The organism is Amphritea sp. GJ51-11 (genome assembly GCF_055808735.1).
On sequence record NZ_CM147881.1, the window covers coordinates 4,059,145 to 4,073,910 of the forward strand.

The 14,766-nt window shown below is 51.2% G+C and carries 17 protein-coding genes; 11 read left to right on the plus strand and 6 right to left on the minus strand.

Annotation, left to right across the window (positions count from 1 at the left end; genetic code table 11):
* Positions 1–57: 57 nt before the first annotated feature.
* Positions 58–1,224 carry a PilT/PilU family type 4a pilus ATPase gene (locus AC0L4K_RS18335; protein ID WP_417226792.1) on the minus strand — a complete coding sequence of 389 codons (1,167 nt, stop codon included), beginning with the start codon at positions 1,222–1,224 and terminating at the stop codon, positions 58–60.
* A gap of 15 nt (positions 1,225–1,239) precedes the next feature.
* The gene (locus AC0L4K_RS18340; RefSeq protein ID WP_417226790.1) at positions 1,240–2,274 is read right to left on the minus strand and encodes a type IV pilus twitching motility protein PilT; all 1,035 of its coding nucleotides are present in this window, start codon (positions 2,272–2,274) and stop codon (positions 1,240–1,242) included.
* Between the two features lie 376 nt (positions 2,275–2,650).
* On the opposite strand from AC0L4K_RS18340, the gene AC0L4K_RS18345 reads away from it, so the two are divergent.
* The 11 genes from AC0L4K_RS18345 (at position 2,651) to AC0L4K_RS18395 (ending at position 11,374) form a co-directional block, all read left to right on the plus strand.
* Positions 2,651–3,355, plus strand: a complete 705-nt coding sequence (locus AC0L4K_RS18345; RefSeq protein WP_473267477.1) for a YggS family pyridoxal phosphate-dependent enzyme — start codon at positions 2,651–2,653, stop codon at positions 3,353–3,355.
* 49 nt (positions 3,356–3,404) lie between these two features.
* Entirely contained in the window at positions 3,405–4,229 is an 825-nt protein-coding gene (gene proC / locus AC0L4K_RS18350) for a pyrroline-5-carboxylate reductase (RefSeq protein WP_473267478.1), read from the plus strand.
* Positions 4,230–4,356: 127 nt separating this feature from the next.
* Complete coding sequence (locus AC0L4K_RS18355) at positions 4,357–4,914, plus strand: YggT family protein (RefSeq protein WP_473267479.1); 558 nt, start codon at positions 4,357–4,359, stop codon at positions 4,912–4,914.
* An 8-nt stretch (positions 4,915–4,922) separates the two neighbouring features.
* Positions 4,923–5,216, plus strand: a complete 294-nt coding sequence (locus AC0L4K_RS18360; protein WP_215952080.1) for a DUF167 domain-containing protein — start codon at positions 4,923–4,925, stop codon at positions 5,214–5,216.
* Between the two features lie 138 nt (positions 5,217–5,354).
* Positions 5,355–6,521, plus strand: a complete 1,167-nt coding sequence (gene metX / locus AC0L4K_RS18365; RefSeq protein ID WP_473267480.1) for a homoserine O-succinyltransferase MetX — start codon at positions 5,355–5,357, stop codon at positions 6,519–6,521.
* Positions 6,521–7,111 carry a methionine biosynthesis protein MetW gene (gene metW, locus AC0L4K_RS18370; protein WP_215952078.1) on the plus strand — a complete coding sequence of 197 codons (591 nt, stop codon included), beginning with the start codon at positions 6,521–6,523 and terminating at the stop codon, positions 7,109–7,111. The genes metX and metW overlap by 1 nt, the downstream gene beginning before the upstream one ends.
* Before the next feature lie 11 nt (positions 7,112–7,122).
* On the plus strand, positions 7,123–7,602 hold the full coding sequence (locus tag AC0L4K_RS18375; protein ID WP_417226780.1) for a DUF4426 domain-containing protein: 480 nt from the start codon (positions 7,123–7,125) through the stop codon (positions 7,600–7,602).
* A gap of 45 nt (positions 7,603–7,647) precedes the next feature.
* Positions 7,648–8,247: an RdgB/HAM1 family non-canonical purine NTP pyrophosphatase gene (rdgB, locus tag AC0L4K_RS18380; protein ID WP_417226778.1), complete on the plus strand. Its 600-nt coding sequence runs from the start codon at positions 7,648–7,650 to the stop codon at positions 8,245–8,247.
* A 1-nt stretch (position 8,248) separates the two neighbouring features.
* A complete protein-coding gene (gene hemW / locus AC0L4K_RS18385; protein ID WP_473267481.1) occupies positions 8,249–9,391 on the plus strand; it encodes a radical SAM family heme chaperone HemW in 1,143 nt (380 codons plus the stop codon).
* A 215-nt stretch (positions 9,392–9,606) separates the two neighbouring features.
* Entirely contained in the window at positions 9,607–10,500 is an 894-nt protein-coding gene (locus tag AC0L4K_RS18390; RefSeq protein WP_473267482.1) for a DMT family transporter, read from the plus strand.
* Positions 10,493–11,374 (plus strand): methylated-DNA--[protein]-cysteine S-methyltransferase, encoded by an 882-nt coding sequence (locus AC0L4K_RS18395; protein ID WP_473267483.1) that lies wholly within the window; start codon positions 10,493–10,495, stop codon positions 11,372–11,374. The genes AC0L4K_RS18390 and AC0L4K_RS18395 overlap by 8 nt, the downstream gene beginning before the upstream one ends.
* 78 nt (positions 11,375–11,452) lie before the next feature.
* Here AC0L4K_RS18395 and AC0L4K_RS18400 read toward each other — a convergent pair whose 3' ends face one another.
* From AC0L4K_RS18400 to AC0L4K_RS18415, 4 genes are all read right to left on the minus strand, one after another.
* Complete coding sequence (locus AC0L4K_RS18400) at positions 11,453–12,079, minus strand: response regulator transcription factor (protein ID WP_473267484.1); 627 nt, start codon at positions 12,077–12,079, stop codon at positions 11,453–11,455.
* Positions 12,080–12,118: 39 nt separating this feature from the next.
* A complete protein-coding gene (locus AC0L4K_RS18405) occupies positions 12,119–13,645 on the minus strand; it encodes a PAS domain S-box protein (RefSeq protein WP_473267485.1) in 1,527 nt (508 codons plus the stop codon).
* 97 nt (positions 13,646–13,742) lie between these two features.
* Entirely contained in the window at positions 13,743–14,288 is a 546-nt protein-coding gene (locus AC0L4K_RS18410; protein WP_473267486.1) for a hydrolase, read from the minus strand.
* Between the two features lie 5 nt (positions 14,289–14,293).
* Positions 14,294–14,734 (minus strand): MaoC family dehydratase, encoded by a 441-nt coding sequence (locus AC0L4K_RS18415; RefSeq protein WP_417226766.1) that lies wholly within the window; start codon positions 14,732–14,734, stop codon positions 14,294–14,296.
* Positions 14,735–14,766 lie beyond the last annotated feature (32 nt).

Genomic DNA, 14,766 nt, shown 5'->3' on the forward strand with positions numbered 1-14,766 from the left:
AACAAAAAACCCCGCCTGATGGCGGGGTTTCAGTAACGCAAGCGCTATAAACCGCTATTACATCCCCTTAACATCGAGGATACCGTCATTCTGCAGGAAATCTTCATCATCTTGCAGGAAGAAGCCGGAATCTTCAGTACCGCCATCGAGTTCAGGGTTTGTTTCAGCGTTAAGCTTAATCATCAAGCGCAGATCGTTAGGTGAGTCCGCATGAGCAATCGCCACATCATAATTGATGGTGCCGGCTTTATACTCATTGAACAATGCCTGATCGAAGGTTTGCATACCTAAGTTAGTGGACTTGCTAATCACCTCTTTCAGCTCATGCACCTCACCTTTACGGATAAGATCCTGCATCAGCGGCGTATTGATCAACACTTCGACCACTGCCCGACGCCCCTTGCCATCTTTGGTCGGCAGCAACTGTTGAGCGACGATCGCTTTCAGGTTAAGCGACAGGTCCATCCAGATCTGGGCGTGATGCTCTGGCGGGAAGAAACTAATAATACGGTCTAACGCTTGGTTAGCATTATTAGCGTGCAGCGTTGCCATACATAGATGACCGGTCTCAGCGAAGGTCAAGCCGTAACCCATGGTGTCGGAACTACGAATCTCCCCCATCAAAATCACATCGGGAGCCTGACGCAGGGTATTCTTCAGAGCTATCTCGAATGATTCCGTATCCAAGCCCACTTCTCGCTGAGTAATCACACTCTGCTTATGCTCGTGGATATACTCAATCGGGTCTTCAATGGTAATAATATGACCGGCGCTGTTGGTATTACGATAATCGATCATCGACGCCAAGGAGGTCGATTTACCGGTACTAGTGCCACCCACAAACAGGATCAGCCCCCGTTTGGTCATGGATAGATCTTTCAACACCTGTGGCAGGTTAAGCTCTTCCATTGATGGAATATTGGTATTAATACGTCGCAATACCATGCCAGGCGAGTTTCGTTGGAAAAAGGCGCTAACCCGAAAACGGCCAATGCCATGGGCACTAATAGCAAAGTTACACTCGTGTGTGCCTTCATATTCAGCCAGCTGCTTATCATTCATGGTGCTATACGTCAGCGCCCGTGCCTGAGCAGGCTTCAATGCTTCTTTGGTTAATGGCTTCATTGTGCCATCAACCTTAATACTAGGACGTGCTCCGGCAGTAATAAACAGATCGGAGGCCTCCCGATCGGTCATAACCTTAAGTAGCTGGGTAATATCCACAATAACAGCCCCGTGTTAGAAATTCTTAGAGTTCATGGCTTTAACACGCGCAGTTTCGCGAGTAATGATACCTTTTTTAACTAGGTCCGATAGGGACTGATCCAACGTCACCATACCAAAGCCAGCACCAGTCTGAATCGCGGAATACATTTGCGCGACCTTATCTTCACGGATGAGGTTACGTATCGCCGGTGTCCCCACCATAATTTCATGCGCTGCTACTCGGCCACCTTTGGGCTTTTTCAACAACGTTTGAGAGATAACCCCCTGTAGGGATTCCGACAGCATAGAACGCACCATCGATTTCTCTGCCGCCGGGAACACATCGATAATACGGTCAATGGTTTTAGCTGCTGAGGTGGTGTGCAGTGTACCAAATACCAAATGGCCGGTTTCAGCGGCGGTTAACGCCAGGCGGATGGTTTCCAAATCTCGCATCTCACCCACCAGAATAATATCCGGGTCTTCACGTAGCGCCGAACGCAGCGCTTCATCAAAGCCTAGGGTATCCCGATGCACTTCTCGCTGGTTAACCAGACACTTCTTGCTCTGATGGACAAATTCGATCGGGTCTTCAATGGTTAGAATATGTTCGTTGCGAGTGTCATTGATGTAATCCACCATCGCTGCCAGCGTGGTACTTTTACCGGAACCTGTCGGCCCCGTCACCAGCACCAATCCACGAGGATTATCGGCAAGGGTACGAAACACCTGTCCCATGCCCAGATCGTCCATGGTCAGTACCCGACTAGGAATGGTCCGGAAGACGGCTGCGGCACCCCGGTTCTGGTTAAAGGCGTTAACACGAAAACGCGCCAGTCCGGGCACTTCAAATGAAAAGTCGGTTTCAAACCGTTCTTCATAGTCCTTACGCTGCTTATCGTTCATGATGTCGTAAATCAGCGTATGAACCTGCTTATGTTCCAGAGAAGGCAGCTTAATCCTACGGACTTCGCCATCAACCCGAATAACCGGGGGCATCCCCGCGGTGATATGGAGGTCGGATGCTCCCTGCTGAACAGTAAAAGATAAGAGTTCTGTAATATCCATGGCTTCTCAGGTGTTTAGGGAACCGACCAGCAGCTCCATTGGTTATCTGTAAGCGTCACAGCCTTAATATGAAAGGCTTAACAAACCGCGCATGACCCTTTTCCATAATAAAAGCACTCAGCAAGCTTATAAAGGCCTTATTCTGCCTATTTTGCTCAGTGGCGGGGATGATTTACCATAAAACCCTGAAAAAGCACCCCGATATTGATCTGAAAACCCTTTTCGCAACGGCAAATATTCGCGGGTTACGTTAGGTTCTCTGGTATTATAGACGCCTGACCCTAACGGGTTGCTCGCTATAATGAAACTATTGTAGTTCCATTGTAGTTCCGTTTTATCAGAATCATTCATTATAGCCAATCGCTAGTTTTACAATATGACACAGATAACAGACCGTCTCGACCAACTACGTGTACAAATTGCGACGGCGGCAGAACATGCCAAACGTCAACCTCAGAGTATAAACCTGCTGGCCGTAAGTAAAACACGGCAAGCCGATGAACTGCGTCAAGCGTGGTCGGCCGGGCAGCGAGATTTTGGCGAGAATTACCTCCAAGAAGCACTGGATAAGATCGATGCCCTCAGTGACTTGGATATTTGCTGGCACTTTATCGGCCCAATACAGTCGAACAAAACGCGGCCCATTGCTGAAAATTTTAGCTGGGTACACAGTGTTGACCGTTTTAAGGTCGCTCAACGGCTCAATGATCAACGTCCAGCGAGCCTGCCGCCATTAAACATCTGTTTACAGGTCAACATTAGCGAAGAAGTGAGCAAGTCCGGCGTCCTTCCCGCAGAATTAACCGCGCTGGCCACCGAGGTCGCTAGCCTGCCTAACATTCGCTTACGAGGACTCATGGCGATTCCGGCCAGTGATGCTGACCCGCAGCGCCAACGCGCTCCCTTTGCGCAGCTCAATGTACTCTTGCACGGTTTGCAACAACAGCTGCCCAATACCCCCCTCGATACGCTGTCGATGGGTATGTCAGGTGATATGGAGGCCGCTATTTTAGAAGGCGCTACTATCGTGCGAATAGGCACCGCGCTGTTTGGCCCACGCGACTATAGCCAGCAGCAGTGAAAATTGACAGACTAACTTTGACAACTCTTTTTAAGATTAGGAATGTAACGTGAGCACACAACCAACACTGGCATTTATCGGCACAGGTAACATGGCTCGGGCGATCATCGGCGGACTCCTCAGCAACGGCTACCCAGCCGCTAGTATCTGGACCACCGGCACTCAGCTGGAAAAACTGGCTGACCTTAAACAGCAGGGGTTGCATACCACAACCGATAACAACGCCGCCGTCGCCGCTGCAGATATCGTCATTTTCGCCGTTAAGCCGCAGATCTTAAAAACCGTCGCTCAGTCAATGGCTGAAGCAGTACAGCAACATCAACCACTGATCGTGTCAGTAGCCGCAGGTGTGCTTTGTAACAGCTTAGAACAATGGCTCGGCGGCAACATTGCACTGGTACGCTGCATGCCAAATACGCCGTCACTGGTACAAAAAGGCGCCTGTGGTCTCTATGCTAACCCACAGGTTTCAGATAGTCAGCGTCAACAGACTGAACAGGTGATGCAAGCGACTGGGCTGGCCCTATGGGTTGATAACGAACCGCAACTGGATGCGGTGACAGCGGTTTCCGGTAGCGGCCCGGCTTACTACTTCTTAATCATGGAAGCGATGGCTGCTGCCGGCGAAAAACTCGGACTTAGCCGCGAAGTTGCACAACAGCTGACGATTCAGACCGCCTTAGGTGCCGCAGAGATGGCGCGCCAAAGCGATGTTGAGCCCGCCGAGTTACGCCGCAGAGTCTGTTCACCGAACGGCACCACCGAACAAGCGATTAAAACCTTCATCGAGCAAGGACTGCCAGAGATCATCGATAACGGCATGCAAGCCTGTAGCAATAGAGCACAAGAGATGGCTGAAGAACTGGGTAAATAACCAGATGATATAAAAAGCCTTTCTTCGGTTCATAGTCACCGGGAAAGGCTCTATACTCTGGGTCAGTCTTATTGCGGCCCAGAGCCCATAAAAATTCAACTAGATACAGGTAACAGGAACAGAGACAATGGGATCCGATCCGCTCAGTTCAATCATTCAGCTGTTCGGCCAGCTATATGCGTTTATTGTAGTGCTACGCTTTTTACTACAGGTCGCGAAAGCCGATTATTACAACCCGATTTGTCAGGCTGTCGTTAAAATTACGGCAGCGCCTTTAGCGCCGTTGCATCGTATCTTGCCACGCCCAGGCAATATCGATATGTCTCCGCTGGTGTTGGCATTTGTTATCAACATCGCTACTTGGGCCGCTATCCTGTTGTTTAAGGGGCAGAGTATTGGCGATAACTTCACCGCCATGTTGGTGCTGTCGGGTGTTGGCGTGCTAGACACCATCTTAACCATCTATTTTTATGCGGTAATCGGTTCCGTGATTATCAGCTGGGTTGCTCCAGGAAGTTACCATCCAGGGCCACAACTGATTACGCAACTGACCGAGCCGGTATTTGGTCTGGCCCGTAGGGTTATCCCCTCGCTGGGCGGCCTTGATCTATCACCGATTTTGATCTTTTTCGTGATTCAGATCGCCCGTTCACAGCTCAGCAGCCTGACCCACTTCCTACTCTGAGGTCGGTCATGGCAGACTTTTATAGCTGGCAGGATGATAGCTTAATTCTTCGCTGTCACCTGCAACCGAAAGCCAGCAATGATGCGATTGTTGGCCTACACGATGATAGTGTTAAAATACGCATCACGGCACCGCCGATAGAGGGCAAAGCTAATGCCCATCTGATAAAATTCCTCGCGAAACAGTTTGGCGTAGCAAAGAGTTCTGTCACCATCCTCAAAGGTGAGCTGGGCCGGCAGAAGCGGGTAAAGATCGAACAACCCAAAAAATTCCCTGAAACACTAACGATTGAGCACCACTGAAGTGATACTGATATCTCTGCATAATGACCGCCCGACAGGCTATCTGATCTTGGATAGCAAGGCGCTGTTGTACGAAATGTGAAGCTCGACCGGGTCTGTCAGCAACATTTTTTCAGTTATCTGCGTTAAGAGAACATTATGCCTCAATCATTTCCTGAAGATTCTGTCGGTATCGTCACACCGCAAACGATCTGTTTTGACCAACCGTTACCATTAGCCTGTGGTCGCCAACTCGACCGCTATGAACTCATCATCGAAACCTACGGCAGCCTCAATGCCGATGCTTCCAACGCTATTTTGGTCTGTCATGCACTGTCCGGCAATCAACATCTAGCCGGCTATAACAGCGCCGACGAAAGTAAACCCGGCTGGTGGGATTCGGCGATTGGACCGGGCAAACCGATCGATACCAACACCTTTTTTGTTATCGGCCTGAATAACCTTGGCGGCTGTCATGGCTCCACCGGCCCTCAGAGTATCAACCCAGAAACCGGCAAACCCTTTGGGCCTGATTTTCCCATTATGACCGTTCCCGATTGGGTCGAGAGCCAAGCCCGCCTTGCCGATCACTTCGGTATCAAACAGTGGGCCGCCGTCGTCGGCGGCAGTCTCGGCGGTATGCAGGCGCTCCAATGGGCAATCAACTACCCAGAGCGGTTACGTCACTGCCTGATTATTGCCGCAGCGCCTAAACTCAGCGCCCAGAATATCGCTTTTAATGAAGTTGCCCGGCAAGCGATCACCCGTGATCCCGATTTTAACAATGGCCACTTCTATGAAAACGGCAAGGTACCCAAAACCGGTCTGATGCTGGCGCGCATGCTCGGACACATCACCTATCTGTCCGATGATGGCATGCGGGAGAAATTTGGCCGGGAACTGAGAGAGGGGAAACTCAGCTACGACTTTAACCCTCAGTTTGAAGTGGAAACCTACCTGCACTATCAGGGGGAACGTTTCTCCACCGCGTTTGACGCCAATACTTATCTGCTGATGACCAAGGCGCTGGATTACTTCGATCCCGCTGCCGATTATGGTGATGATCTGGCCGAAGCCGTCCGCAACGCCCGCTGTAAATTTATGCTCATTGCGTTTACCTCTGACTGGCGCTTTGCCCCTCAACGCTCGCGCGAAATTGTCGATGCACTGGTGGCCGCCGAAAAACAGGTAAGCTATGCCGAAGTAGACTCCGATCACGGCCATGATGCGTTTTTGATTCCAACCCCTCGCTATATGGATATTTACGCCGCCTATATGAAACAGGTCGCAAACGATATTCCCAGCACCGCTAAGGAGAACAACTAATGCGCGCTGATCTGGAAATTATTCAAGAGTGGGTCAAGCCCGGCAGTAAAGTACTCGACCTTGGCTGTGGTGACGGTGAACTGCTGTCCTACCTGCACCAGCAGAAACAAACGCGCGGCTATGGCGTGGAAGTGGATCATGACAATATCACTGCCTGCCTCGAAAAAGGGGTCAATGTTATCGAGATCAATATCGACGACGGCCTTGCCAGTATCGATGACCATAGCTTCGACACCGTCATTATGACCCAAGCGCTACAGGTGATGACCCGCCCAGATCAGATAGTCGATGAAATGCTGCGAATTGGTAAAGAGTGCATTGTCACCTTTCCTAATTTTGGTCACTGGCGCGCCCGAGGCTATCTGGCATTTCGCGGCAGAATGCCGGTTTCAAAGTTCCTGCCCTATACTTGGTACAACACGCCCAACATCCATTTCTGTACCTTTAAAGATTTTGAACAACTGTGCGTCGAACGAAACGTCCATATCCTTGACCGCACCGTTGTGGATAATCAACATAAACATCACTGGTCGATCCGACTCTGGCCCAACATGCTAGGCGAAGTCGCCATTTACCGGATCACCCGCTAGGGAGAATGACAATGCAACAACGCTTCAATCACAGAATTTTTACCAAGCTATCAGCCGCTCTGATTATGATGGCGGCGCTATTAAGTACCACGATGAGCAGCACCGCCAGTGCCGAGCAGATGGTCACCCATGGTGACTATATGATTCACTACAACGCCTTTAACAGCAGTTTTATCCAGCCAGATATCGCCGCGTCCTATGGCATTCAGCGCAGTAAAACCAAGGGGTTATTGAATATCTCTGTGCTGCAAAAACAAGCGGATGGCAGCACCAAGCCGGTAACAGCCGTAGTCGCTGGCGATGTGATCAGTCTGACCTCACAAAAGCAGACACTGAATTTTCAAACGATCAAAGAAACCGGCGCGCTGTACTATATCGGTGAGTTTGTCTTTACTGATGATCAAGTACTGCGATTTGACCTGAAAGTGCAGCCAGATCCTAATCTGCCGGCTTACAGCATCAAATTTGAGCAACGTTTTTATATCGACTAAACCGTCGGCTCATCTATTTACAGCATCTACATAAAAAGGTTTTCCATGACCCGCCAAATCGTTCTTGCCAGTGGTAATAAAGGCAAACTGAAAGAGTTTAATCAGGTATTGGGCGACTTAGGGGTTGAAGTCGTCCCTCAATCACAATTCAATGTGCCGGATGCCGACGAAACCGGCCTCAGCTTTGTTGAAAACGCCATTATTAAAGCCCGCCATGCTTGTCAGCTAACCGGACTGCCGGCGCTAGCTGACGATTCTGGGCTTGAAGTAGATGCCCTTAATGGCGCACCGGGCATCTATTCCGCCCGCTTTGCTGGCCTCGGTGCGAGTGACGCCGACAATAATCAAAAACTGTTACAGCAACTAGAAGGTACATCACCCGAGCAGCGTAGCGCCCGGTTTCGCTGTGTCCTCGTGTTTATGCGCCATGCGGAAGACCCAACACCGCTCATCTGTCAGGGTAGCTGGGAAGGACAAATCCTGCCGCTGCCTCAGGGCGATAATGGCTTCGGTTATGACCCTCTGTTTTTAGTGCCAGGGCTGGATATCGCTTCGGCTCAGCTGCCCCCTGAGCAGAAAAACAAAATTAGTCACCGAGGACAAGCCGTACAGCAACTTATCCAGCTAATCCCGGCCTACCTCTAAGATGCTCAGCCTGCCGCCGCTATCGCTCTACATCCATATTCCTTGGTGTGTACGCAAATGTCCCTATTGTGACTTCAACTCCCACGCGGTAACGGGCGAAATTCCGCAGCAGCGCTACATCGATGCGTTGATGCGCGATCTCGATCAAGAACTCCCCGGGGTGCAGGGGCGAGAGATCGAAACCATTTTTATCGGCGGCGGTACCCCCAGCCTCTTTGATGCCGCGGGGATTCAACAGATCCTTAGCGGCATTGCCGCACGCACGCCCCTCGCGGCCAATGCCGAAATCACCATGGAAGCCAACCCTGGCACCTTCGAACAGCAACGCTTTGCCGGCTTTCGAGCCGCCGGCGTCAACCGCTTATCCATCGGTGTACAGAGCTTTGATAGTGCCCGCTTGCAACAACTAGGACGAATTCATAACAGCCAAGATGCCATTCTCGCAGCCAGCAAAGCACGGGAGATCGGCTTTGATAATTTCAATCTCGATCTGATGCATGGTTTGCCACAGCAAACACCCGAAGCGGCACTGGCCGACCTACAGCAGGCGATCGATCTACAGCCAACCCATCTCTCTTGGTATCAACTGACGATCGAGCCGAATACCGAGTTTTTCAGCAAGCCACCAAACCTGCCTGAAGATGAAGCCCTCTGGGCCATACAAGAGCAGGGCCAAGCGCTGCTACAGCAACACTGCTACCACCAATACGAGATCTCCGCTTACAGTCAACCGAACCGACAGTCGCGCCATAATATGAATTACTGGCAGTTTGGTGATTACCTCGGCATCGGTGCCGGTGCCCATGGTAAAATCAGCTGGGCCGATCAAAACCGTATTACACGACGCTGGAAACAGCGTCAGCCTAAAGCCTATATGAACGCCCTTGAGCCACTCTCCGGTGAACAGGATATTAGCCTGCAGGAACGTCCGTTTGAGTTTATGATGAACGCGCTACGACTCACTGACGGGGTCGCCGCCGAACTATTTAGCCAACGTACCGGGTTAGCATTAGATAGCATCGCGCCCTTGTTACAACAAGCCCACCATCAGGGTTTGTTGCTAGACGAAACCGAGCAACTAGCCCCTTCTCCCCGGGGCCGACTTTTCCTGAATGATCTACTCGAACTCTTTCTCGACGACTAAACACCTCGATTACCGTTAATCACTCAGCAGCGCAAGAATCGGGTAGCCTCCACAAGAAAAATCACCGACACTAAGTTGACCAAGCAATGATGTAACCGGGACTTGCCTGATTGCTAAGCCTCGGGCACTTCTCGCCACGGCATTAGCCCTTGCGTTTTACGGGGTTAATCCAGCGAATCAGCGAACTAAACGATGGTGAAACATGGATAAGGCATATGCCACTTAAGAGTTTACTGCAACTGCTGTTGCTCGCCGCCCTTTGGGGAGGCTCCTTTCTGTTTATGCGAATTGCTGCACCGGTCATCGGTCCCGCCGTTATGATTGAACTGCGGTTATTCTTAGCTGCGCTGTTTCTCTTACTGATCGCCCGGTTATTGCGTCGTCACCTGCAAGCAGGCCAACACTGGAAGCATTTTTGTATACTCGGCTGGTTTAACACCGCCCTGCCGTTTCTGCTGTTGGGGTTTGCCGCGCAGACATTATCCGCCTCACTCTTATCCATTCTCAACGCTACCGCGCCTATCTGGGGCAACCTACTGATTTCGCTACGTTATCGTAAGCCCTTAACGATCAAGACCCTCTGCGGCCTGAGCGCTGGGATAGCCGGAGTCGGCCTGATCCTTGGCTTTGATCCGGTGCTGGTTCAAGAAGGTTCCACTGTGGCTATTATCGCTGTTTTGGCCGCAGCGCTCTGTTATGGTATCGCTAGCTGTTATGCACAGGGGGCCGATCATGTTGAGCCTTTTACTAATGCCCATGGCAGCATGTGGGCAGCGACTTTTCTGCTGTTACCACTGCTGCCCTTTTTCCCGGCCCAAGCAAGCGGAGATCCACAGGTTATCGGTGCAGTTCTATTGTTGGGCATCTTCTGTACCGGCTGCGCTTATCTGCTGTATTTCAGACTGATCGCCGATGTTGGCGCATCCTCAGCCATCACCGTGGTCTTTCTCGTACCAGTGTTTGGTGTTTTATGGGGCCATCTCTTTCTTGATGAGCAGATCGGCTGGCACACTATTGTCGGCGCCTCGATAGTGCTCTGTGGGGTCGCCCTGGTGACGAACTTTAATCCGCTCGCACTGCTGCGCAAGAGGCGACCTACCGATGTCTAGTCCCCTGTCTACTGAGAATACCCGCACCTATGAGACGATTGCTGCAGCAATTCGCTATATCCGCCAGCATGCCAAACATCAGCCATCGTTGACTGAGGTCGCAACAGCGGTCGATTTAAGCGAACATCACCTACAGCGGGTATTCAGTGCTTGGGCAGGTATCTCTCCTAAGCGCTTCCTGCAATACCTGACCAAAGAACACGCCCTGCAATCCCTAAAAAGCTCTGCCGACAGCCTGACCGCCGCTTACACTGCGGGCTTATCCGGTGGTAGCCGATTACACGATCTGATGATCAGTTGCGAAGCGCTAACTCCCGGCGAGATTAAAGCCGGAGGTGCCGGCGTCGAGCTACGTTATGGCGTAGCTCTTTCGCCCTTTGGGCTGACACTGCTCGGCTGGACCCAGCGAGGCTTGTGCTATTTAGCATTTCTCGATGATGATGCCACCGAGCGCTATACCGAGCTCTGCCAGCAATGGCCTAACGCGATTATGCTGCAGGATAAACCGGGCGCTGATGCGTTATTAAAGAGGATCTTTCCCTCCCACCCACAACCGCAAAAACTGCATCTGCTGTTACGGGGTACTAACTTTCAAATTAAGGTATGGGAAGCATTATTAAATACCCGTTCAGGGCAGTTTTATTCATACTCGCAACTGGCTACCGCGACCGGTTCGCCGAAAGCACAACGGGCGGTGGGCAGTGCCGTAGGGGCAAACAATATCGGCTATCTAATCCCCTGCCATCGAGTGATCCGTGAAAGTGGCGAAAGTGGTCACTACCGCTGGGGGGCTGAACGTAAGCAGGCGATACATGGCTGGGAATATGCTCAAGCGATGCGAGAGTCAGAAGATGATGAAAAGCAAAGCCCTTAATCACTTTGCTCTTAATATAGCTACCTAATGATCAGCAGCTAACTTTAAGCCTTTGATCCTAAACGTTAGAAGCAAGGGTTACTGATCGGCATAGCCACTCATTAAACCGAGACTGATCGCCATCTGAATGAGTTCCGACAGTGATTGTGCCGCCATCTTACTCATCAGATTTGCCCGATGACCCTCAACGGTTTTACGACTAATGCCCAACACATCGGCAATATCCTGATTACCCAACCCTTGAGCGACCTGTTCGAACACCTGCCGCTCACGCTTAGTCAACGTCGCATAATGCTGCTGTACCGCTTGGCGTTTCTGTTGACTGCTGCGCTGGGCGAGATCCTGCGCCAAGGCTTGCTGCACATGATCGAGCAATAACTGATCATTAAAGGGTTTTTCGATAAAGGTGCGGGCCCCTTGGGTCATGGCGGTAACAGCCATATTCACGCTGCCGTGACCCGAGATCATAATAAGGGGAAGATCGACCTGATAATCAGGCAGTTGTTTCTGCGCACTGATACCGCTCAAGCCGGGCATCCGCACATCCATGACAATACAACCACTGGTGCCGGGCACAAAGCTATCTAAAAACGCTTGGGCATTATCAAACGCGGCGACCGTCAGCCCGACAGATTCGAGTAACCATTGCAGTGAATCTCGCACATCGACATCATCATCTACTACATATACCGTCTGTTTAGCCATATTGCTCTTATCATCGATTCATCATATTGTGACAGGGTTCTACTCGGCGGTTGGCAGTGTAAAACTAAATTTTGCGCCACCCGCCGGACGGTTTTCCGCTTGTAATTGGCCACCATGACGCTCTATCAGGGTTCGGCTGATCGCCAAACCCATACCGAGCCCATCCGCCTTGGTAGTAAAAAACTGCTCAAATAACTGTTCTGGATCGGCGGGTAAACCCGGCCCCTGATCCAGCACCGAGATTATAACCTGACCCGCTTGATCCGTTGAAGCCTCCAGCCACACCTTGAGTGGTGACTGATGACCTTCACGATGGCAAGCTTCGATGCCATTGAGCAGCAGGTTAAGTAGTATCTGTTCCAACTGAATCCGATCGGCATAAACCTCCGGAAGCGCCCTCGGCAGATTATTTTCCAGCTGCACATGGTGTTTTTTCGCCGCGCTGGCACAAAAACCAAGCAGATCATTCACTAAAGTAGTGAGCGACAGCAACTCCCGCTCTGGTTCGCTTTTGCGAGTAAAATCCATCATCTGTCGGACAATCTCACCGGCCCGCAGCGCAGTATTGGCAATTTTCTCCAGAGGTTGTTCAATCGCCTCCAAGGCGGATTCTCGATCCGTCTGCAGGCGTCGCTGAATCCCGCGCACGTAATTAACCACCGCGGTTAAGGGTTGGTTGATCTCATGGGCCAGCCCCGTGGCCATCTCACCCATGGTAATCAGCCGGGCGGCATGATCGATCTCTTGCTGATACTGCTGCTGTTTGGCTTCGGCCTGTTTAATTGCCGTCATATCACGTGCGACGGTAGAGAAATATTCCAGCTGATTATCCAGTGTGCGATGTGCCAGCACCTCTAGCATGACGGGAATCGCCCGCTGCTGTCGCCGACTAAACATCTGCGCCTCACCTCGCCAACTGCCCCGATCCCGCGCTTGCGGCAAAGCTTGTTGCTGTAACACCGCATAACTATCGGGGGTAAAGAGCCGGTTTAAGGGCAGATCATAGCCATCGACCTCTAATCCTAAGGCATCTCTGGCAGCTTCATTTAATTGGCTAACCCGGTGATCCGGTGTCACGAAGGCGACTAAATCACTACTGTGTTCCAGCACTCGCGCCAAGCGGCGATTCGCTTGTTCGGTATTAATACGCTGACTCACATCCCGCGAGACCACTAAGATCTCTTTTAGCTCATCGGTGTGCGGATCACGAATCGTGCGGCTGGTGCTTTCTAGCCAGGTATAATGGCCATCTTTACAGCGGAACCGGTAGGTATGGGTATATAAGCCCCGCTCATAACTCACACTGGGCGCGCGACGTTTAAAGTTTTCAACATCGTCGGGGTGATATAGCTCATAGGCCGACATCCCGACAATTTCATCGACACTGTAACCCAGCAAGTGGGTAACCGCGGGGGAAACATCGATAAAACACCAGTCGTCTGGGCTATGCCGCGAGATCATATCGGTCGACTGTTCCGCCATCTCGGCCAAAAGCCGGTTCCGCTCGACCTCCGCAGGCGACATCAGGATCTCCGGCGCAGGCTTATGACGATCTGTGGTTTTCATCCCGACAGGCTCCGATAGTTGTTAGGCATATGATCGCTACCTGACCAAGCCCTACCGGACCCGGCCAATCTGGTAGCAATACGAGATAGACGCTGAATTAGCGTAAGAACTTCATGCTAAAGTCTTTAAATTCAGGCACATCCGAACGCCTCATCCACTCGAAACCAACCATCTCCCGCGTCACGATTTTAACCCCCTCATCGCGCATCCGAGCAATCGCATATTCAGTATCCACAGGATTGCGAGCGGAGATTGCGTCGGCGACAACAAAGACGGTTTTACCTAGCTCCCGTAAGCGCAGTGCGCTCTGCATCACGCAGGCATGGGCTTCCATACCGCAGATCACAAACGTGTCGCAATCCATCGCATCGATACGAGCGCTGCACTCCGGTGAGTCTACACAGGAGAAAAAAGTCTTGGCGATAAAATCATCCGCAGGCAGTAGTGCTTTCAACTCTTCAGTGGTTGGCCCCACACCCCGTGGATATTGCTCTGTGCCCAACACCGGCACATCAACCAATTGCGCCAATTCCATTAACCAACGGCAGCTTTTCACCAACGCTTCACTCTGATGTACGCCTGGCAACAATTTAGCCTGAACGTCAATAACCAACAGAGCGCATTTTTCTTTATTAATCAGCATCTTGTTTATCCTTTTTGAACTGGACGACGATCGACCATATTAGTCGCCACGCCTTCAGCAACCACCTTGCCTTTCACGCTACAGACCGTTTCCATCACCACTCGGCGACGCGCCTCATTAATTTCTATCACCGTTGCCGTTGCCGTCACCGTGTCCCCAATATAGACCGGTGCTTTAAATTTTAACTGCTGATCCACATAGATTGCACCCGGTCCTGGCATGCGTGTCCCCAATACTGCAGAGATCAGAGCCGCACTAAACATACCATGGACGATACGCTGACCAAACATCGTTTGAGCAGCATACTCGGCGTTAATATGCACCGGGTTATCATCGCCAGACACGCCTGCAAACAGCACCACATCCGCTTCAGTCACGGTTTTGGCATAGCTCGCCGTTTGTCCTACCACTAAATCTTCCAAGTAAAACCCGTGTAAATCATCCATCGTTTCGTCCTCAATCATTGTTATTCTGGCCT

Coding starts and splice junctions, on each gene's coding strand:
- hemW (WP_473267481.1), top strand. CDS start 8,249: ATGCTCAGCCTGCCGCCGCTATCGCTCTACATCCATATTCCTTGGTGT.
- AC0L4K_RS18360 (WP_215952080.1), top strand. CDS start 4,923: ATGGCAGACTTTTATAGCTGGCAGGATGATAGCTTAATTCTTCGCTGT.
- AC0L4K_RS18410 (WP_473267486.1), bottom strand. CDS start 14,288: ATGCTGATTAATAAAGAAAAATGCGCTCTGTTGGTTATTGACGTTCAG.
- AC0L4K_RS18345 (WP_473267477.1), top strand. CDS start 2,651: ATGACACAGATAACAGACCGTCTCGACCAACTACGTGTACAAATTGCG.
- AC0L4K_RS18405 (WP_473267485.1), bottom strand. CDS start 13,645: ATGAAAACCACAGATCGTCATAAGCCTGCGCCGGAGATCCTGATGTCG.
- AC0L4K_RS18355 (WP_473267479.1), top strand. CDS start 4,357: ATGGGATCCGATCCGCTCAGTTCAATCATTCAGCTGTTCGGCCAGCTA.
- AC0L4K_RS18400 (WP_473267484.1), bottom strand. CDS start 12,079: ATGGCTAAACAGACGGTATATGTAGTAGATGATGATGTCGATGTGCGA.
- metX (WP_473267480.1), top strand. CDS start 5,355: ATGCCTCAATCATTTCCTGAAGATTCTGTCGGTATCGTCACACCGCAA.
- metW (WP_215952078.1), top strand. CDS start 6,521: ATGCGCGCTGATCTGGAAATTATTCAAGAGTGGGTCAAGCCCGGCAGT.
- AC0L4K_RS18415 (WP_417226766.1), bottom strand. CDS start 14,734: ATGGATGATTTACACGGGTTTTACTTGGAAGATTTAGTGGTAGGACAA.
- AC0L4K_RS18340 (WP_417226790.1), bottom strand. CDS start 2,274: ATGGATATTACAGAACTCTTATCTTTTACTGTTCAGCAGGGAGCATCC.
- rdgB (WP_417226778.1), top strand. CDS start 7,648: ATGACCCGCCAAATCGTTCTTGCCAGTGGTAATAAAGGCAAACTGAAA.
- AC0L4K_RS18375 (WP_417226780.1), top strand. CDS start 7,123: ATGCAACAACGCTTCAATCACAGAATTTTTACCAAGCTATCAGCCGCT.
- AC0L4K_RS18390 (WP_473267482.1), top strand. CDS start 9,607: ATGCCACTTAAGAGTTTACTGCAACTGCTGTTGCTCGCCGCCCTTTGG.
- AC0L4K_RS18395 (WP_473267483.1), top strand. CDS start 10,493: ATGTCTAGTCCCCTGTCTACTGAGAATACCCGCACCTATGAGACGATT.